Origin of the sequence: Rhizobium sp. Leaf306, assembly GCF_001423425.1 — a bacterium.
Classification (GTDB): domain Bacteria; phylum Pseudomonadota; class Alphaproteobacteria; order Rhizobiales; family Rhizobiaceae; genus Neorhizobium; species Neorhizobium soli.
On record NZ_LMNX01000003.1, the window covers coordinates 124963 to 143447 of the forward strand.

Here is an 18485-nt window from a genome sequence, read left to right on the forward strand (position 1 = left end):
CGTCGTCTTTCCAAGCCCGTTGTTCGCGACGTTGTGGAAAACAACGGTTTGTAGGACGGTTTGAGGCTGTAGAGCAGGTGTCTGTCCGGGCGCGTTTCGGCGGCTATCTGCGCGAAGTCACTTTCAGGACGGTAGTGTTGTCCACCAACGCGACATCTCATTCGTTATCGGCCAACGACCCATTCTGACTGCGAGGCGACGGCTTTCCTGGAGGTAGCTAGGTATGAAGAGCGAGCGCGAGGCCTTCGATGGCGCTATTTACAAACCGGACCCTCCCCGTCTCGTACAGCCGGGCGACGGAGAAGAACCTGGGAAGCCTGGTGTCTTGAGTTAGGTCTAGAGCATCGTTGACTGTGTAGTCCGCGGTTTCCTTTCTCATAAAGAAGCCATCTGCCTTCGATGATATAATTGTAGTCTTTGTTCCCGTTCTCCGTCGTACGGCAATGTCTGCCTCGTCGGAACAGTCCACTACGCATAAGGGTGGCTCGGTATTCCGTCGGCCACAGGAGGCGCTCCGCTGTGTGTTGGAAGCCGGGCATCGCACCAGCGAGGGTCCTTCTCCTTTCCTCGCGTAGGAATGAACAACCGTTACGCTATTGAGTTTTTGGTTTGCTGTATCCCTAATTCGGCCTTTAGCGTCGTCAGATCGTCGAAGAGCTCGGACCCCATTTCCATCGTGTAGACCTTGGTTATCTTCCCCTGGTTCTGTCGGTGCACGATTTTCCGGAGATCGGAAAGTCTCGACTTCCAAGTGAGTCCGTCGGTTACGAAAAGAAAAGGGCAATCATGCCGCTTGGCAGCTATGATCGCGTCGAGATCGCCGATGATGTCGGTCATCTTCGAACCCGTAGCGCCGTAACCTTTGGACTCGAGGACGATCTGCGGCCGGCTCCGATCGGGTACCGCGACGTCGCACTTGGCCGTCAAACCCTCTGCTCCGACGAACGTGCAGCGGGTCTCGTATCCGCCCTTGCCGAACACCTGCTCGACGATCTTCTCGGCGAAGTCTTCCAGCCCCCGGCCGCGTTTCTGGCCCTGGATAGCAGAGCCGCGACCCGACCTCAGGCGCTCTGCCAGTATATCGCTCCATACGGGCTGGTAGTTGATGGTCGCACCCATTTTTTCCAGCAGGCCAAGCTCCTCCAGGACTTCTACAAAGCGAGCCCTATCGCGTGCGAACCTCGTCGAGCCGATCCCTCCTGGCCCGAGCATGCTTCGCAGGCGCTCGGTCATGCTGTCTTTCGACAGAGCAAGGAAGAGCCTCGCGCAAAGAATGCCCTCCTCGAAATCCTCGTCCAAGAGATCGGCGATGTCTTCAGACGAGTAGGTTTCCTTGATCGGAACAGTTTTGAGCCGGGCAATAGCAGACCCCGCGGTTTCGTCCATCCAGTCGACGTCCAGCGGGCTCAGAGACGCGACAATGGCGTCCAGTTCTTGAATAACCGCTCGCATCAGCGCCCCACGATGAGATATTCTGTTACCGAGGCTCGCTCGACACCGCTGTGTGTACCGAAATGGTAGCGATGGGGCTTCTCGAAAACCCTGACGTCGGGTTTGTACCTTCTAAGGAGCCCCTCGAGCTCAGACAGATCGGGATAGCCGTTCGAGCTGTATGACAGCGCGATCGTGCTCTTTCGAAACTTCGCGAACATCCGGTCGAATGCCTCTACCGCGCTGCGGCGATAGCTGAAGGGGGTATATTTCTTGGCGATCTTTTTCACCTTCGTCGTCTCGTCAACCGGCATTTCCTGCCAGTACGCCGAAAGTCCCTCCAGAAAATGATATCGCTTCACGTAGCAGTTGTCGTCCGAGCGGGGCACATAAGGGGGATCGAGGTAAACCAAATCGACTTTCCTGTCCGGAAGTTCGAAGACGTCTCCTCGGACGGCCAGGTTTCGCCTTCCGTTATCGAATACGGCGTTGTTGTATACCTCGATCTGTTCGAGGAAATGCTCCTCCAGCGACAACCGGAGATCTCTTCTGCCGTCGTCGTAGCGATCGAGATTGCCCGAGATCGTGAACACTCCGCGAGGCTGACGTTTCAGGCAAGACCGAAAAAGCGCGGCGTAAGCCATCGCTCGTTCGACCGGGTTATCCAGCGTCGAAATATTGGCCGACACGCGGTCTAAAAACCGCAGGTCCTCGCGAGTGTAGAACACATCGATGAAAGTGCTCTCTATGAAATTAGCAGCCGCCGGGGACGGGTTGATCAGCTTCTTGATGCTTTTGCCATCGAGGTGGACGGTATTGTTCTCGATCGTCGCGCGCGCGACGAGGCTCGAGAAGTTGAGGAAGTCGGATGAAACGACGCGCCTGTTCATCGACTTCATGAGGTAGCCCACGCTACCCGTCCCCGAGAAGGGGTCCATCGCACTCTCGAAGTCAAGACCGTTTAGCACGTCGAATATCCACGGCAGCAGGCGCTTCTTGGACCCCATGTACCGGAGTTCGGGATACTTCATGGCCTGCTCGGGAAGACGTGATACCTCCGCCTTTCGGAGCAGCGGCACTACATTGTCGGAGGCGATTATCTTAGCGGCAGAATCTCTCATACCACGATGTTGCGTCCGGCAACGGAAAGAGTAAAGGCCGCTTTGAAAGAAGGATCGATTATCCGCCCACGCCGGTGAAGGGTGTTGCCGGCACCGCACGCTTCCCCGAAGAATCGTTCCTCAGATAGCCGACCTATCATCGCTGGTCAAAATTGCATCGTGAACCCAGCGTTCAGCTCAGATCAGGGTGCATGAGAACAGCATTCTGGTGCATAGGTCCACTCCTAGACATGTTGTCAGCGCGGGATCATGCGACAGCACCTAGACAGCGCTCCGCTTTCGCTCTTCCCTGCATACAGTCGCTAGGCCGCCGCAGGGCCCTCACCGCAGTCCAGCGGATTACGTCGATGAGGTCGCTCCGAAGCGCGGTCGGTCACCGCGTCGGAAACCAGCCAACAAGGCAAGCTGGACTAGAGGGAATGTCGGGCGACGTAGTCAACCCCGATGGATCTTGTACTTCTTCGACCGCTCGTAAGGGAGGCGGCCTTCGGCCGTTGGCTCAATCAATGCTCGGATGCGGATAGATCTCAATGACTGCCCGCCATGGAACTCGGACACCGCCAGCGCTACCGTCAATTGCCGAGTTTAAGATTAAGTGGGTTTTTTCACGATTTGTAGGTGTGATCGCTGTAACTTCGCCGAAATGGCATTTATTGGAATCAGCATGAAAACTTCCGATCTGTTCTTACGCGTCGACGTTCCGCCGCTCTTCGGACAAGAACTTGAAAAAGCTGCTGAATGGTGGCTCAGGCGCTTTGGGCTGATCGAATTTAAACCATATGACTTCTGCAGAAAATTGGTCGAGCACATTCCTTATGACTTCCATTGTAAACTCGAGAAAATATCGGGACAGAGATATGCCGAGTTTGAGATTTTGGGTCACGATGCGTGTCGTCAGCCGCCGTACGAGACGTCGCGGGCATTCGACCTGAGTTCCGGCTGCCTGTTTCAAGGTTTCCTCGAGATACGAAAGGACCTCCGTGATTATGGATATGGAAAGATATTTGCCCGGAACTGCCACAACGTTGCCCTTATGCTCGGCCTCACTCGGTTGCATGTCACAGCGGTAGAAGGAGGTGCTTATTTCTGGGCAAGAGCTGGCTTTCTCCCTTCTGAAGAGAATTGGAACCATGGGAAATGCAAGCATCTCATCCTATGCAAGCTCGATAGCCTCAAGACGATCGAACGCCCGGTCCGCACACGGATTGAACGGCTTGTCGACAGCGAGAAGCCCATATCGCTTTGGGCAATCGCTGACGAACGCACATTGGTCGCTTCCGACATTCAACCGGCCCACAACATAAGCCTTGGTCGTGCGCTACTCGCTGAAAGCCTAACCACTTGGAAAGGCACCCTAGAGTACGACGATCACGAATATCACGATCAGCAGCACAAAAGATTTAACCGGTATATCCTGGGGAGTGCCCCCTAGCTCTCAGAGTTTCCTGTACATCGTCTGTTTCGATCCCCAGATGCCCGGCAATGTCTTCAACGGAAAAGTCGAGATCGTAAAAGAGCATCTCGATCATGTCTGATTGCACCGGATTCAGCACATCGGTCTGCTCAGCGTCCAACCTCTCGGCATCCGCCAACATGTCATCTACGCCGTCGATGTATCCCGGTTTGGCCATATGGCTCTCCTGTTGTCGATCCCTAGCACAAAATCCATGCCATGTCATTTGGCGGCGTGTTCGTGCCCCACCTCGGCATCGTCGCGTTCGCCAAGGGATAGCAACGCGTGGACCTGCAACATACAAACTCTCTTTTTGAGCGCGCCCTCGAGAGCTAGCCTGCAGATGTTTAGGAAGGTGATTTTCCGTCATAGGGGCGAGCAGTTCGAAGCCGCTATCTACGATCCCATTGGGGAGGCTCCGCAATACTGAAAGCCAATATTCCGGAAGCATCGGGACATGGTTCGATCCTACTTGCTCAGCGCCGGAAGCCCGGCACCCCTGCCGAAGTGGCTTCATCGATCAAAGCATCCAAGTCCCCTTCGGCTTCGGCACGCTCGAGGCGATCCGCTAGGCCCGTGACATCGTCCAAGGGAGTGTCTTCGATGAGGATGTAAAGCGAACTCGGCCGGCGATTTTGCTCCACGAGGTCGCCCAGCCGCTTTCGCTCCGCGTAGATGTCATCGTCTTCAGCGATTCCAGCGAAGACCTGCTTGATCATCTACTTTGGTAGCTCCCCGCAAGGAATCGCTTTTCAGCCAGCAACGCTTCCAGTTCGCGGGCGCCATGAGAAACGCTCTCGGCAGCCTGCCGTCGCTCCTTCTCTGGGCTATCTCGGAATTCTCTCCGCGAAGGTGCAGGAATTTGCTGAGCTTGCCATGCACTACGTCAGAGTGCTTGCGCCTCTATTCTAGCAATCGCAGCGGCAGTCCGTACACTGATAAAACGATGCAGTTCGCCGCGCGGCTTGGAAGGCTACCGAGCGAACGAGGTTTTCCAATACAACGCAGATATTATTGCGCGGCTCACTTCCAAAGATCCAGCGGATGTATACTCTTTCCCGAAACGAAATCGAATCCTTGGAAAATGCCGAAAAAGTCGATTACCAGCCGTGAGATCTCGCTCATCAAAACAATGGTCTTCTCGCGGAAGATGAAGAACCGCGATATACAGTTCTATTTCAATCGACCCGACCGCCCTGTCAATTCGGGACGAATAACGCAGATCCGAGACGGATCGTACGGACCTGAAGTATTGCAGGCCACCGAGGAGGAACTTGATACGTTTCTCGCCGATAGCTCTACGACATATTCCAGAGCGCCTAGTAAAATCATTGAGCCGTCCCTTGCGGAGATCGCGATTTCCTTCTTTGAGAAGAGAGGGAAATCCGGTTGGTTTCTTAAGACGCATGAGAACGAGCGTGTCGAAGCAAAGCAGAACTTCGCCCTAAAACCGGAACACAGGTTCGCGGACCCACTTCGTTCCATTGCGGGCCTTGCAAACAATGAAGGCGGCTTCATTTTCTTCGGCATCAAGGATCTGGCTGACGGCAGCCTGCAGGTGGTCGGAATGAGCGATGATGCTTTTTCCAAGGCAGACCCCGCCGACCTGAACCGCTGCCTGGCGGGCGCATTTGTACCCGTTCCTACATTCGCAACCTTCATGATCGAAGTGGATGGGAAAACCATAGGTGTGATCCATGTGGAAAAACATCATCATGCTCCCGTCGTGGCGTTGAAGAACGTCAACAACGAATTCCGCGAAGGCACGATCTACTACCGATACGTGGGTGAAACGCGTCCGATCAAGCCGGGGGAACTTCACAGGATTATCGCCCATCGGGAGCAGAAAGCAGTCGCTGAATTTGCCAGTAGGATGTCGAAAGTTGCGTCGGGTGAAACCGCAACGCTTGACCTCGACAATGGCAAGGTTGAAGGCAAGGCCGCCAGTTTCGTGATCGGAGAAGACCTCCTGCCCAAGATTCAGTTTCTTCGGGAAGGCGAATTCAAGGAGCAAGTCGGCGCAGCTGCCCTTCGCCTGGTAGGAGACGTATCTGCGGTCCAGAGTGGCGCGCAGAAAACCGTACGCACAAACGTGACCGACGAGGCGACGCTCCTGAACTACCTCAGGGACGAGGTGGTCGCGGAACCCCTTGCCTATGTCCTCCACTCCGCATCGGGATCGCGTGGCTGGTTGCCACAGTTCCATTATGCCAGGGCCTCCAATCTGCCTGTGGCTGATCTGATCGAGAAGCTAAAGCTAGAGCGACAGAGCCATCGCCGTACGGAAGCGATCCAGCGGCTTTCGGGGAAGAAGACCGCGTTCCAGAAGCCTGTTGGCAAAGGCATTCGTCGGCGCGATGAAGCGCTCAATGGTGGCCTGCAGGTGCCTGTCACCCTATCCGATGTGCCAAGCTTCGCAGGAGGGATACAGGCCCTGCCAGACGATGCCGAGGTGGACTTCGGGTTTCTGAAAGAACTCCTAATCAAAGCTCTTGATCTCACTTCAGGTGCCAGCCCGAAACACGGATCAGCACGTAGTCAGGTTTACAGGGCCGCATGCCGTCTTGACGAGCTCGAGTACCGAAAGCATCTTGCGGAACGCGAAATGAAGATTGCTGCGGTCGTTGAGGACCTCCTCGACAGCGCGACACTTAGCACTCCGAACGGCAGCGACCATCGCTAACGTCTATCCTTGCACGCCGCGACTTCGCTGCCGTCGGCACGAACAAAGAGGTCAGTCTTTCGGTGAGGACACGGTTGCCATCAGCCGCTATTGCCTGCATGTCGAAGTGAACGGCGGCGATGCTCGGTGACCTCTCGGGTCGGTCCAGGAAGTTGATCGCTTTCAAGGCAGAGGTCACCCATCGGCGAGGACCATGGCGCAACTTCGAAGCTGAGGAGTTCGCCACACTCAAATAGGTCGAGTGGTTCAACAACCGCCGTCGTCTGGAGCCCATAGGCGACATACCGCCAGCCCAAGCCGTGGAGCAGGATTACGCCAGCCTGGACGCACCAGCCATGGCCGCATAACCTAATCGAAATGCCCTCCGGCAAACCCGGCGCGGTTCACCATGAAGTCAGCGAGCAGGCTGAGCCATGGGCCGCGCGAAGTCCATTCTATGGCTCAAACACATCGCTCAATGTCGTTGTCACTTTGCCGACTGCCGTCGAGTACGCCGTATCGCTTGAAGACATCTGCTCGGTAAGTAGATCATATAGCTCTAGGTACATGCCGAACTCGGCATCCAACAGTGTGAGCTGCGTACGCATCGCGCTGTAGTCGTTCGCTGCGACTTCAAGCTTGCGAACTAGCGATGGTGATACCCGCGACAAATCACCACGGTTCATGATAAGCTCGTTTCTCAGCTCGCCCAGAGCCGTGTTCCCAATCGAAGCTAGTGCTTTTAGGTCGAGAGATTCCATGATCTGCCTGCTCTGCAAAGCGGGCCCGTCCACAGTTCGTGACATTCTAAAACCTCCTGTTGCCGAACATAATGGTGATTCACAAATCCGGTCGCGCAAAGAGAAAACTGAAGGTCGATTATACGGGCGCTACTTTCGCCCCTGTCCAGGTTAGCGGCTCTACGCCTCAAGGTTTCGTAAGGCATCTCGTTTGGAAGGCCGTAGATTCGAGAGAGCGTGCAACTGCGTCGATGGATCAATTGAAACGAAGATTTGAAACTGTCTAGAAAGCTGCGGCAGCCGCGGTCGGATCCAGATTGTGTCGTCGACTTAAAGAAGCCAATCATTTTGGGGTCGATGCACCGAGGACTGGTTCCAGTTCGAACGCTGCACAGCCGACCTATTCGGCATGCCTACCGGGCATGACCAGATCCTGACGGGTCGCGGCCGCATGTCACTACGTTGACTACCCACTGATCTACGACCGACTTCAGGTAGTAGCCTGATGATGCAATCTCGTAACGCAAGGGGATAGCCGATCCTATTCCAGCCTCTCAGCGACGAGCAGTGACGCGCCAAAAAACCGTCGAATAAATCTATTGGATCGAAGTTCCTAAAGCTGCGAGACAGCGCTTGAAATTTCCCAACAGGTTCAGTCTTTCGATCTGGCTCTAGAGACGTAGCTACAGCGCATTATCATTATTGCAGTGCATATCCCCACTCATATTGCGCATGCACAATTATTGAGCTTGCGGGGAAAGCGATGAAAAAATACTGTCGTTCTACGCTCGGCACTGTCCGAGCAGCCAATTCAACACCGATTGTTCGACAAAGGATCACCTCATGAAGGCTCATCGCCTCACCAAGTTTGCAGCGCTTGCAATTCTTGCCACGTTTTCCGGCGTCGCCTCGGCCAGTGCCCAGACGAAGACCTTCACCATTTCCTGGTGGGGCTATAACGGCGACAAGATGAAAGCCAACATCATCGAGCCGTTCAAGAAGATCTGCGGCTGCGACATTGTGTTTGAAACCGGCAACAATGCCGACCGCTTGAACAAGCTGAAGCTGCGCGACGGCAAGGGCGTGGACGTGATCTACCTCTCGGACAGCTTCTCCCAGCTCGGCGTCGCGCAGGGCCTGTTTCAGGAAGTCGATGCGTCCAAGATCCCGAACCTTTCGGAAATCTACGAACTCGGCCGCAACCCGCAGGGCAAGTATGGTCCGGCCTACACGATCGGCCGCGTCGGTCTCGTCTATGACAGCGCCAAGGTGGATCCGGCGATCACCTCCTGGGCCGATCTCTGGCGCGCCGACATGAAGAGCTCGCTCTCGCTGCCGGGCATCACCACCACGGCCGGCCCAATGGTCGTGTTGCAGGCCGGCAAGCATGCGGGCGTCGATGCCTACGAGGACTCCGAAAAGGCCTTTGAGGCGATCAGCGAACTGAAGCCCAATGTGGTCAAGAACTACAATACCGGCTCCGAACTTGTGAACCTGATCTCGACCGGCGAGGTGCGCGTTGCCCTGGCGCAGGATTTCACGCTCGCTTCGATGCAGGCAGCCGTCAAGACCATGACCTGGGCGACACTGAAGGAAGGCGATATCGCCACGCTCAACATGGTCAACATTCCGAAGGGCTCCGAGAACGTCGAGCTGGCGCACCAGTTCATCAACTTCGTTCTGTCGAAGGAAGTCCAGCAAAAGGAAGCCGAACAGGGCGTCGATGCGCCGATCAACAGCAAGGTCGAGCTTTCGCCGGAACAGGCCAAGATGTGGACCTATGGCGCAGACCAGGTCTCGAAGCTTGGCCGCATCGACTATGCCAAGCTGAATGACGCCAAGACCGACTGGATCGACCAGTGGAACGAGGTCTTCGGAAAGTAAGCCGCTCACGGGGAAACAGCATAAGCCCTCTCCTCAATCCGAGGCGAGGGCCCTTTCTGATCCGGGCAGGGAACGCAGAGCGCATCCGCTCTTCAAGACAGGCGCTGCCTGAAGGCGATGGCGGCAGCCAGGAATTTGAAAGACCACACATGAAGCGTTTTGCCAAATGGGGGCTGACGATGCCGGCGACGATTGCGGTCGTCGTTGCCCTCGTTATTCCGGTTCTCCTGACCATCGCCACCACGTTCGGCGAGCCGAAAGGCGCCTTTTCGACCTACACCGCCTTCTTCAACAGCGGCTTTCGGACCAATATCCTTTACCGCACGCTGCGTATCGCCCTGATCACGACAGCGATCTCGCTGGTCATCGGCTTTCTGACGGCGTACGTGATTGCCCGCATGCCTGGGCGGTTGAAGTCGATCGCCATCATCGCCGCAGTCTTCCCGCTTCTGACCGGCGTCGTGGTTCGCTCATTCGCCTGGCTGATCATCCTTGGCAAGAACGGCATCGTCAACGACACGCTCATGTCGCTCGGCATCATCTCTGAGCCGCTGTCCATGCTCTATACCGAGGGATCGGTGATCGTTGCGATGGTCTATCTGTTCGTGCCGCTGATGATCCTCACCCTGACCGGTGTGCTCGAGGGCGTTCCACGCGAAGTGGTCGAAGCCTCAACCTCTCTGGGTGCCACGCCGATCGCCACATTCTTCCAGGTTATCCTGCCGCTTGCCGTGCCGGGCCTCATCGTCGGCGCGGTCCTCGTCTTTACCGGCAGCTTCACCTCCTACGCGACGCCGCAGCTGCTTGGCGGCGAGCAGATGATGATGATGGGAACGCTGCTCTATCAGCGCGCCATGGTCACCTTCGACTGGGTGGGCGCCTCCACCATCGCAGCGATCATGGTGGTCATCACCATTGCCGTAGTGACGATCATGAGCCGCATGGCGCGGCGCCTCAACCCGATGGCGGTATGAAAAGATGACCACACGCATCCATCCCGTTCTCGGCGCCTTCGCCGCCCTCGTCTTTCTTTTCCTGCTCGCGCCGCTCGTCATCATCGTCGGTGCGTCGCTTTCCGACACATCCTACCTGACGTTTCCGCCGCAGGGCCTGACACTGCGGTGGTTTGCCAATATTTTCGAGATCTCCGCCTTCCGGAACACCGCGATCACCAGCTTCCAGGTGGCGATCCTCGGAACGGCGCTGTCGCTGCTGATGGGCATTCCCGCCGCCTATGCGCTGAACCGATACCGCGTCGAACTACCGAAATGGCTTTCCACGCTGTTCGTCCTGCCGATCCTGGTCCCGGAAATCGTGTTCGGCTTCTCGCTTCTGAAGTCGATTACCATCGGCTTCGGCCTGCCGGTCTATCCGAGCCTAATCCTCGGTCACGCACTTCTGGTTCTGCCCTATTCCGTTCGCGTCGTCGGTGCGAGCCTTGCCGCCTTTGACTTCTCCGTGGAGGAAGCTGCGATCAGCCTCGGTTGCCCGCCGCTCAAGACCTTCCTGACGGTGGTGCTGCCGAACATTCGCGCCGGCGTCATCGCCGCCTTCATCCTTGCCTTCATCACCTCGATCAACGACGTGTCCATCTCGGTGTTTCTGACCGGTCCCGGCATTTCCACGCTGCCGATCCAGATTCTGGCCCATATGGAACAGTTTTTCGACCCCACCATCGCCTCCGTCTCCGTGCTTTTGATGCTGGTGACGGTTGGCGTGATGGCCATCGTCGAAGCCACGCTCGGCCTCACCTTCCTGACCAAGTAAGACGAGTAGAACCCTCTTGACCGTATCGCTCACCATCGAAAACCTCTCGGCCCATTACGGATCGACACCGGTCCTCAAGGATCTGTCGATCTCGGTCGCGGCCGGTGAACTCGTGTCGCTGCTTGGCTCGTCCGGCTGCGGCAAGACGACGACGCTGCGGATCGTCGCAGGCTTCCTGGAGCCGACCAGCGGCCGCGTGCGGCTTGGGGATCGCGATCTCACCACGCTTCCGGCACATGCCCGCGATATCGGGCTTGTGTTCCAGAACTACGCGCTCTTTCCTCACCTGACCGTGATGGAAAACGTCGCCTTCGGTCTGAAGCAGCGCGGCATTGCCAAACCCGATCGGGCCAAGCGCGCAGGAAGCATGCTCGACCGCGTCGGCCTTTCGCACCTGGCCGACCGGCTGCCGTCGGCACTGTCAGGCGGCCAGAAGCAACGCGTCGCACTGGCCCGCGCGCTCGTCATCGAACCACCGCTCCTGATGTTCGATGAGCCGCTTTCGAACCTCGATGCCAAGTTGCGCGTGGACATGCGCGTCGAAATCCGCCAGTTGCAGAAGGCGAACGGTACGACATCGCTTTATGTCACCCACGATCAGGAAGAAGCCTTCTCGATCTCCGACCGCGTGGCGATCATGAATGCAGGCCGCATCATGCAGCTCGACACGCCCGAAGTCCTCTACCGCAAACCGGCCAACGCCTTCGTCGCCAGTTTTGTCGGCTTCGAGAACCTCGTTCCGATGAAGGTGGTCTCCCGCGACGGCGCGACCGTCACAGCCGAGGCTGCCGGCGGTGCGCGATTGTCGTTCTCGCAGGATGTCTTCGGTGCGATCAAGGACGATTTCGTTCTGGCCACCCGCGCCGACGGCCTTGTCGCTCGCCAGTCCGGCGAAGGCATTCCCGCGACCCTTGGCACCCGCACCTATCTCGGCCGCGCCTACCAATACAAATGTGTGACCGTCGCCGGCGAGATCACGGCGAATGGAGCACTATCCGAACCATACGACCCTGGCACGAGCGCTGTTCTGGTGCCTGTACCGGAACAGTGCTGCATTCTCGATCCCGAAGCCTGAGCCTCGATTTACAAACCTCAAGCCCCTCCTCAAAAGTATGACTTTTCGCAGCACTTGCTCTCGACAAGGCAGCCCTGCCCGCGCTATCGAAGGCCAAAATGTTCGGGGAGGAAACCGAGAGATGCCAGAGCCTAAGTCGATCATTCTAGATTGGGGCACGAGTTCGCTTCGCGCCGCGCTCGTATCTGAAACGGGCGAAACGCTCGACACCCGGGATACGACAAGCGGCGGCATCCAGTTCGTTAAGGATGGGGCCTTCGAGGCCGCCCTGATGGAAACGGTCGGGGCATGGTTCGACGCGCACGGCGCAATTCCAGTCCTCGCTAGCGGCATGATCACCAGCCGCAATGGCTGGATCGAGGTGCCTTACGTCGATGCGCCCGCGGGTCTTGCCGAACTGGCAGCCGGCACGCGGCAGATCACGCTTGCCAACGGCGCCATCGTCACCTTCCTGCCCGGCATGCGCGATCCCGCCGCAAAGCCGTTTCCGGACGTGATGCGCGGCGAGGAAACGCAGATCGTCGGCTTCGGGCTGGACAAGAACCGGACCCTGGTTCTGCCTGGAACCCACAGCAAATGGGCACGGGTCGAGAGTGGCCGGATCGCCGGTTTCCAGACCTATGCGACCGGTGAAATCTTCGCTCTGCTGACCAAGCATTCATTTATCGCCAAGGCATCCGAGCCGGCACCGGGCTCCGAGCCGCGCTGGGAGGCATTTGACCGTGGTGCCGGGTTTGCCGCAAGCGACGCGCGTGCCGCCGACGCGTTCCTGTCTGCCGTCTTCAGCGCCCGCACGGGCGTGCTCGCCGGCGTTCTGGCACCTGATGATATCGGCGACTACGTTTCCGGTCTTGTCATCGGTTCGGAGTTCCGTCAGGCCCGCGCGGCAGGCTGGCTGAAACCCGGTGAAGCCATCGGCATTGTCGGCAACAACGTGCTGAACAGCCGTTACAGCCGCGTCGCGCCGCTGTTTGATCTTGATATAGAGCCGGGCCCAACCGATGCCGCCAAGCGCGGCGTCCAGTTGATCGCCGGACAATTGCAACTGACGAATGAAGGATAGTTCGATGACGTTCCAAGACGCGCTGCAAGCCTGCAATCTGGTTGCCATCCTGCGCGGCATCACGCCTGACGAGGCCGAGCCGATCGGCGAGGCGCTGATCGAAGCCGGCTGGCGCATCATCGAAGTCCCGCTCAATTCGCCGGAGCCGCTGAAGAGCATCGAAAAACTGCAAAAGCGGTTCGGGGACAGGGCGCTGATCGGTGCGGGAACGGTGCTGACGACCGCTCAGGTCGCAGACGTTGCCTCGACGGGTGCAACTGTCATCATCTCGCCGAACGCGAACCTCTCGGTCATCGAAGCGAGCGTCTCGCGCGGCATGATCAGCCTGCCGGGCGTCGCGACGCCGTCGGAAGCCTTTGCGGCAATCGGCGCCGGTGCGACCGGCATCAAGGCCTTTCCGGCGGAAGCGATCCCGCCCATGGTCATCAAGGCCTGGCGGGCGGTTCTGCCGAAGGATATGCCGGTTCTGGCCGTTGGCGGGATTACGCCTGACAACATGAAATCCTTTATCGACGCCGGCACGAACGGCTTCGGCATCGGCGGATCGCTTTACAAGCCGGGTGACGATGTTGCGTCGGTGGCGGCGAAGGCCAAGCTATTTATCGAGGCGATGCGCCGCATCTGATACCGAATCAACGCCATGCGCCAATCCGCGCATGGCCTTTTTCGACCAATCGGCGTAAAGCAGCGGTTCTTGAATCAGCAATGCACCGCATCCTTATGAAAATCCTTCCTGAAGAGCAGTTTTCCGAAGACGAACCGCAGTTCGAGGATGACATGGGCGAAGACGAACTTGTCCAATCTGCGTATTTCCTGATCGAGGCGCTGACCTTCGCCCCGGTGGCGAAACCGGGCACGCCCGAAGAGCCGTCGAAACCATCGCCAAATCAACGCTTTTGGACCGAAGGTTCCGTGTCCGATGCGGCCTGCAACCGGTTGACCGTGCGTCGGAACTTGGCCTAGGCATAGTTCCCCGCCATACTCAGCCGAGATTCGCATGACGATCATCCGACCAGACATCAGCGCCCGCGCTGCGGCCGCTCCGCGTAGCGGTATTGGCGAAATCGTCACCTATGCACGCGGTCGTGACAACCTCATGCCGCTGTGGATCGGCGAAGGCGACCTTGCGACGCCCGACTTCATCACCCGCGCGGCCAGCGACGCGCTTCTCGCAGGCGAGACATTCTATACCTGGACGCAAGGGATCCCGGAGCTTCGCCAGGCAATCCTGCGCTACTACCAGCGCCACTACACGGCCGATCTCTCGGTCGACAACATCTATGTCACCGGATCGGGCATGCAGTCGATCGTGCTGGCGATTCAGACGGTCGCATCGGCCGGCGACGAGGTGATCTACCTGTCACCAGCTTGGCCGAACGCTGCCCATGCCGCAAGTGTTTCCGAGGCAAAGGCCGTGCCTGTCGTCCTCGATTTCATCGACGGCCGGTGGGTGCTCGATGCGGGCCGACTGGAAGCTGCGATCACGCCGAAAACCCGGGCGCTGTTCATCAATACCCCATCCAACCCGACGGGCTGGACCGCGACGAAGGATGATCTCGAGGCAATCCTTAGCCTTGCGCGCCGCCATGGTCTCTGGATCATCGCCGACGAGATCTACGGGCTCTACTATTTCGAAGGCACGCGGGCGCCGTCGTTCATGGATGTCATGGACGCGGAAGACCGCATCATCTTTGCCAACTCGTTCTCGAAGAACTGGTGCATGACCGGCTGGCGTATCGGCTGGGTGGTGGCGCCGGCGGAGATCGGCCAGACGCTCACCAATCTCATACAGTATTCCACGTCAGGCGTTGCGCAGTTCATGCAGAAGGGCGCGATTGCGGCACTCGACCTTGGCGACGAGTTCATTCGCTCGAATGTCGAGCGTGCCCGAACCTCGCGCGACATTCTGTGTGACGCGCTGGTCGCCACCAACCGTGTCGAAACGCGAAAGCCCGAAGGGGCGCTCTACGCGTTCCTGAAGATCGACGGCGTAACAGACAGCCGCGCCGAAGCCTTCAGGATTGTCGATGAAACCGGCGTCGGCATGGCGCCGGGCACCGCATTCGGCCCCGGCGGCGCCCCATTCATGAGAGCCTGTTTTCTGCGCGACCCGAAGCAGATCGAAGACGCGGCCGAGCGGCTATTCGCCTATATCCGTCGACGTTGACCGGACGAGCTTGTCAAGATCGGCGATGGGCGAATGCCGGTTTCGAACTCCACCCATCAGAGATCTTAAGAGATCGACGTCAGTTGCACTGACCGGCCTGGTTGAGGGCTGCGGTAACGCCGCTGAGCGAGAACGTATAGGATGTGCGGGTGCCTCTCCCCGAGACCGCCTGAAGGGTCATATTGCTTCCCGTACGCATGGCGTCGATCATCGCGGAATCATTGCTTTCCTGCTGCGTCCAGCCGGAGTTACCCCGCGGCGTCATGGCAAAGGATTTGCCATCGATCGTGACCGTCATCTGTGAGCTGTTTTGAAGATCATATCCCATGATGGCCTGCGGATAATATCCGCTGCCCGAAGGCTTGGGCGCCACGAGGAAGAAGTTATCGCCGTGGTTGACGCTTGCGGGCGTCGCCTGTTTCGGAATGGTCAGGACGTAGCAGCTTTTCGAAGCTCCCGCCTGATAGGAATAGACGTTCCAGTCGCCGAACTGCCTCAGCATCGTCGGGCTCGGCTGGGCAAATGCCGGCAGGGCAATCACGGCTGCAAAGAGAGGCGCAAGGGCGAAAGGTTTGAAGGACATCTCGTCTCCTGTTGGGAATGGCAAGGGAAATACGGGTACGAATGCATCCGTAAGTGATCCCATAGGGGGAGGAGGCGGTTACCGGAAAGTTAAAACTTTCAGCTTCTGCGCCGTCGCCTCCGCCAAACCCGGTCTGGAACCGGGCAGATGTGATCACCCGAAAGAGACGAAATATCGCGTTTCCGGTTCTTTAGCGCGATCGCTGCGGCCAGCCTCACGGCATCTTCACAAATGCGTCAAACCTGTAACGAAACCGAGGCTTTTTGCCGTGAGGCGATGCGGACAAGAAAAGTCCGGCTTGATGGCGCCTGACTAAGTTCGATCTCCGAATCGCCCGGATGCAGCAGGATCGCATCATACGCGCCAAGCAATGTGCCGTCTTTCAGCACCAAATCCGACGTCGGCAGAACCAGGGTCACGTCCGAACCGTTCGAAGTAATGACGCGTTCACTGGCGGGGAGCATCGTCACGCCGTGAATAAACTTTCCGCGCCGGGTCATGACATTGAGATCGGTGATCGGGCCAGAGAGTAGCCTTGCGCTGGTCACTGCATCGGCCGGAAACGCGTGGGGCGGCGTGTCGGGGCGCAGGACACGATCGGGCTCGCCCTCGACCGAAAGCTCGATCCCGTCGCCCGTCAAAATGCTGAGGGTCCGGTCTATGTCCGCGAACACAGAGAACGGGCCGTCCTCGGCCACCGTCGCCATGCTGATACGCCAGTCGAAATCATCGACTGTGGCGGCCTCGGGAAAGACGGCGATCTCCACCGTCTCGCCCTTGCCGTTCTTCCAGGGCATCCGCTTATGGTCCGATGCAGGCAGGATTCGCATGCGCGTCAGTTCCCGAGGATGCCGGGAAGGCGAAGACCCTTGTCTTCGGCGCAGTCGATCGCGATCTCGTATCCCGCATCGGCGTGGCGCATGACGCCGGTCGCAGGGTCGTTCCACAGGACACGTTCGATCCGCCGGGCTGCATCATCCGTTCCGTCGGCGCAGATGACCATGCCGGAATGCTGCGAATATCCCATGCCGACACCGCCGCCATGGTGCAGCGACACCCAGGTGGCGCCGGATGCGGTGTTGAGGAGCGCGTTGAGGAGCGGCCAGTCGGACACGGCGTCCGAGCCATCCTTCATCGCTTCCGTCTCGCGGTTCGGCGAGGCGACGGAACCGCTGTCGAGATGGTCGCGGCCGATGACAACAGGGGCGGACAGTTCACCGCTTCTCACCATCTCGTTGAAGGCGAGACCGAGCTTGTGGCGATCCCCCAGACCCACCCAGCAGATCCGCGCCGGAAGTCCCTGGAAGGCGATGCGCTCGCGCGCCATGTCCAGCCAGTTGTGCAGGTGGGTGTTGTCGGGCAGCAGTTCCTTTACCTTCGCATCCGTCTTGTAGATGTCCTCAGGATCGCCCGACAGCGCCGCCCAGCGGAACGGGCCGATGCCGCGGCAAAACAGCGGACGGATATAGGCCGGAACGAAGCCCGGAAAGGCGAAGGCATTTTCCAGGCCTTCGTCCTTGGCGACCTGGCGGATGTTGTTGCCATAGTCGAGCGTTGGCACGCCGGCATCCCAGAACGCGACCATGGCTTCGACATGCGCCTTCATCGATGCGCGGGCCGCAACCTCCACGGATTTGGGGTCGCTTTCGCGCTTGGCCTTGGCTTCCTCGACGGTCCAGCCGACCGGCAGGTAGCCGTTGCGCGGGTCATGGGCGGATGTCTGATCGGTGACGATATCCGGGTGAGCGCCGCCGGCCTTCATGCGGGCGACCAGTTCGGGGAAGATTTCCGCGGCATTGCCGAGCAGGCCGACCGATTTCGCTTCGCCGGCCTTGGTCCACTGGTCGATCAGCGCCAGCGCTTCGTCCAGTGTCTTCGCCTTGGCATCGACATAACGGGTGCGCAGACGAAAATCGATGCGGGTCTCGTCGCATTCGACCGCGAGGCAGCAGGCGCCGGCCATGACGGCTGCGAGCGGCTGTGCGCCGCCCATGCCGCCGAGGCCGCCGGTCAGGATCCACTTGCCCTTGAGGCTGCCGCCATAATGCTGGCGGCCCGCTTCCACGAAGGTCTCGTAGGTGCCCTGGACGATGCCCTGCGTGCCGATATAGATCCACGATCCGGCGGTCATCTGGCCGTACATGGCCAGGCCCTTCTTATCCAGTTCGTTGAAATGGTCCCAGGTTGCCCAATGCGGCACGAGGTTGGAGTTGGCGATCAGCACGCGCGGCGCATCCTTATGGGTGCGGAACACGCCGACCGGCTTGCCGGACTGCACGAGAAGCGTCTCCTCCTCCGTTAGCGTCTTCAACGTCGCGACGATCTTGTCGAAGTCGTCCCAGGTGCGGGCGGCCCGGCCGATGCCGCCATAGACCACGAGTTCATGCGGGTTTTCCGCCACATCGGGATCGAGGTTGTTCATCAGCATCCGAAGCGGCGCTTCGGTCATCCAGCTTTTGGCATTGAGCTCGGTGCCCTTGGGCGAGCGGACATCGCGAATGTTGTGGCGTGGATTGGTCATGTCGTGGCTCCCCAATTT

Annotated in this window: 19 protein-coding genes and 2 pseudogenes; 12 read left to right on the forward strand and 9 right to left on the reverse strand. The window is 58.6% G+C overall.

Translation table 11 applies throughout. The features are described 5' to 3' along the window. Positions 1 to 6: 6 nt before the first annotated feature. Positions 7 to 193, forward strand: a pseudogene (locus tag ASG19_RS24685) (efflux transporter periplasmic adaptor subunit); the annotation flags it as partial. Between the two features lie 395 nt (positions 194 to 588). Here the strand turns inward: ASG19_RS24685 and ASG19_RS14100 are convergent. Both ASG19_RS14100 and ASG19_RS14105 read right to left on the reverse strand, forming a co-directional pair. Beyond that, a complete protein-coding gene (locus ASG19_RS14100; RefSeq protein ID WP_244476176.1) occupies positions 589 to 1386 on the reverse strand; it encodes a DpnII family type II restriction endonuclease in 798 nt (265 codons plus the stop codon). Between the two features lie 65 nt (positions 1387 to 1451). Further along, positions 1452 to 2462 (reverse strand): DNA adenine methylase, encoded by a 1011-nt coding sequence (locus tag ASG19_RS14105; RefSeq protein ID WP_244476177.1) that lies wholly within the window; start codon positions 2460 to 2462, stop codon positions 1452 to 1454. Between the two features lie 754 nt (positions 2463 to 3216). Here ASG19_RS14105 and ASG19_RS14110 point away from each other — a divergent pair. After that, a complete protein-coding gene (locus ASG19_RS14110; protein ID WP_062458424.1) occupies positions 3217 to 3984 on the forward strand; it encodes a hypothetical protein in 768 nt (255 codons plus the stop codon). On the opposite strand, the gene ASG19_RS14115 is transcribed toward ASG19_RS14110, so the two are convergent. Next, positions 3953 to 4183 carry a hypothetical protein gene (locus ASG19_RS14115; RefSeq protein WP_062458427.1) on the reverse strand — a complete coding sequence of 77 codons (231 nt, stop codon included), beginning with the start codon at positions 4181 to 4183 and terminating at the stop codon, positions 3953 to 3955. The genes ASG19_RS14110 and ASG19_RS14115 overlap by 32 nt on opposite strands. 298 nt (positions 4184 to 4481) lie before the next feature. Next, positions 4482 to 4724 (reverse strand): hypothetical protein, encoded by a 243-nt coding sequence (locus ASG19_RS14120; protein WP_062458429.1) that lies wholly within the window; start codon positions 4722 to 4724, stop codon positions 4482 to 4484. A 365-nt stretch (positions 4725 to 5089) separates the two neighbouring features. Here ASG19_RS14120 and ASG19_RS14125 point away from each other — a divergent pair, with 365 nt between their 5' ends. Continuing rightward, on the forward strand, positions 5090 to 6688 hold the full coding sequence (locus ASG19_RS14125; protein ID WP_062458431.1) for an RNA-binding domain-containing protein: 1599 nt from the start codon (positions 5090 to 5092) through the stop codon (positions 6686 to 6688). Here the strand turns inward: ASG19_RS14125 and ASG19_RS23565 are convergent. After that, positions 6657 to 6914, reverse strand: coding sequence for a limonene-1,2-epoxide hydrolase family protein (locus ASG19_RS23565; RefSeq protein WP_244476178.1), 258 nt, complete (start codon positions 6912 to 6914; stop codon positions 6657 to 6659). The genes ASG19_RS14125 and ASG19_RS23565 overlap by 32 nt on opposite strands. On the opposite strand from ASG19_RS23565, the pseudogene ASG19_RS24480 reads away from it, so the two are divergent. Next, positions 6850 to 7035 (forward strand): annotated as a pseudogene (locus ASG19_RS24480) (IS3 family transposase); the annotation flags it as partial. The gene ASG19_RS23565 and the pseudogene ASG19_RS24480 sit on opposite strands and share 65 nt — an antisense overlap. Before the next feature lie 87 nt (positions 7036 to 7122). Here ASG19_RS24480 and ASG19_RS14130 read toward each other — a convergent pair. Then, positions 7123 to 7428 (reverse strand): hypothetical protein, encoded by a 306-nt coding sequence (locus tag ASG19_RS14130; protein ID WP_156466517.1) that lies wholly within the window; start codon positions 7426 to 7428, stop codon positions 7123 to 7125. Positions 7429 to 8250: 822 nt separating this feature from the next. Between ASG19_RS14130 and ASG19_RS14135 the strand changes: the two genes are divergently transcribed. The 8 genes from ASG19_RS14135 to ASG19_RS14170 all read left to right on the forward strand — a co-directional run bounded on the left by ASG19_RS14135 (position 8251) and on the right by ASG19_RS14170 (position 15363). Next, positions 8251 to 9291 carry an ABC transporter substrate-binding protein gene (locus ASG19_RS14135; protein ID WP_062458435.1) on the forward strand — a complete coding sequence of 347 codons (1041 nt, stop codon included), beginning with the start codon at positions 8251 to 8253 and terminating at the stop codon, positions 9289 to 9291. Between the two features lie 149 nt (positions 9292 to 9440). After that, positions 9441 to 10265, forward strand: coding sequence for an ABC transporter permease (locus tag ASG19_RS14140; RefSeq protein ID WP_062458439.1), 825 nt, complete (start codon positions 9441 to 9443; stop codon positions 10263 to 10265). Positions 10266 to 10269: 4 nt separating this feature from the next. After that, positions 10270 to 11058, forward strand: coding sequence for an ABC transporter permease (locus ASG19_RS14145; protein WP_062458442.1), 789 nt, complete (start codon positions 10270 to 10272; stop codon positions 11056 to 11058). Positions 11059 to 11074: 16 nt separating this feature from the next. Next, positions 11075 to 12133: an ABC transporter ATP-binding protein gene (locus ASG19_RS14150; RefSeq protein WP_062458445.1), complete on the forward strand. Its 1059-nt coding sequence runs from the start codon at positions 11075 to 11077 to the stop codon at positions 12131 to 12133. Between the two features lie 121 nt (positions 12134 to 12254). Continuing rightward, the gene (locus ASG19_RS14155) at positions 12255 to 13196 is read left to right on the forward strand and encodes a 2-dehydro-3-deoxygalactonokinase (RefSeq protein ID WP_062458447.1); all 942 of its coding nucleotides are present in this window, start codon (positions 12255 to 12257) and stop codon (positions 13194 to 13196) included. Positions 13197 to 13200: 4 nt separating this feature from the next. Further along, positions 13201 to 13821: a 2-dehydro-3-deoxy-6-phosphogalactonate aldolase gene (locus ASG19_RS14160; RefSeq protein ID WP_062458450.1), complete on the forward strand. Its 621-nt coding sequence runs from the start codon at positions 13201 to 13203 to the stop codon at positions 13819 to 13821. 80 nt (positions 13822 to 13901) lie between these two features. Continuing rightward, positions 13902 to 14159, forward strand: coding sequence for a hypothetical protein (locus ASG19_RS14165; protein ID WP_062458454.1), 258 nt, complete (start codon positions 13902 to 13904; stop codon positions 14157 to 14159). 34 nt (positions 14160 to 14193) lie between these two features. Further along, positions 14194 to 15363, forward strand: a complete 1170-nt coding sequence (locus ASG19_RS14170; protein WP_062458457.1) for a pyridoxal phosphate-dependent aminotransferase — start codon at positions 14194 to 14196, stop codon at positions 15361 to 15363. A gap of 79 nt (positions 15364 to 15442) precedes the next feature. Here the strand turns inward: ASG19_RS14170 and ASG19_RS14175 are convergent, their stop codons facing one another. From ASG19_RS14175 to hutU, 3 genes are all read right to left on the reverse strand, one after another. Next, positions 15443 to 15946 carry an invasion associated locus B family protein gene (locus tag ASG19_RS14175; RefSeq protein WP_062458460.1) on the reverse strand — a complete coding sequence of 168 codons (504 nt, stop codon included), beginning with the start codon at positions 15944 to 15946 and terminating at the stop codon, positions 15443 to 15445. A gap of 236 nt (positions 15947 to 16182) precedes the next feature. After that, on the reverse strand, positions 16183 to 16776 hold the full coding sequence (locus tag ASG19_RS14180) for a HutD family protein (RefSeq protein WP_062458463.1): 594 nt from the start codon (positions 16774 to 16776) through the stop codon (positions 16183 to 16185). Positions 16777 to 16781: 5 nt separating this feature from the next. Beyond that, positions 16782 to 18467 (reverse strand): urocanate hydratase, encoded by a 1686-nt coding sequence (hutU, locus tag ASG19_RS14185; RefSeq protein WP_062458467.1) that lies wholly within the window; start codon positions 18465 to 18467, stop codon positions 16782 to 16784. Positions 18468 to 18485: the final 18 nt, after the last annotated feature.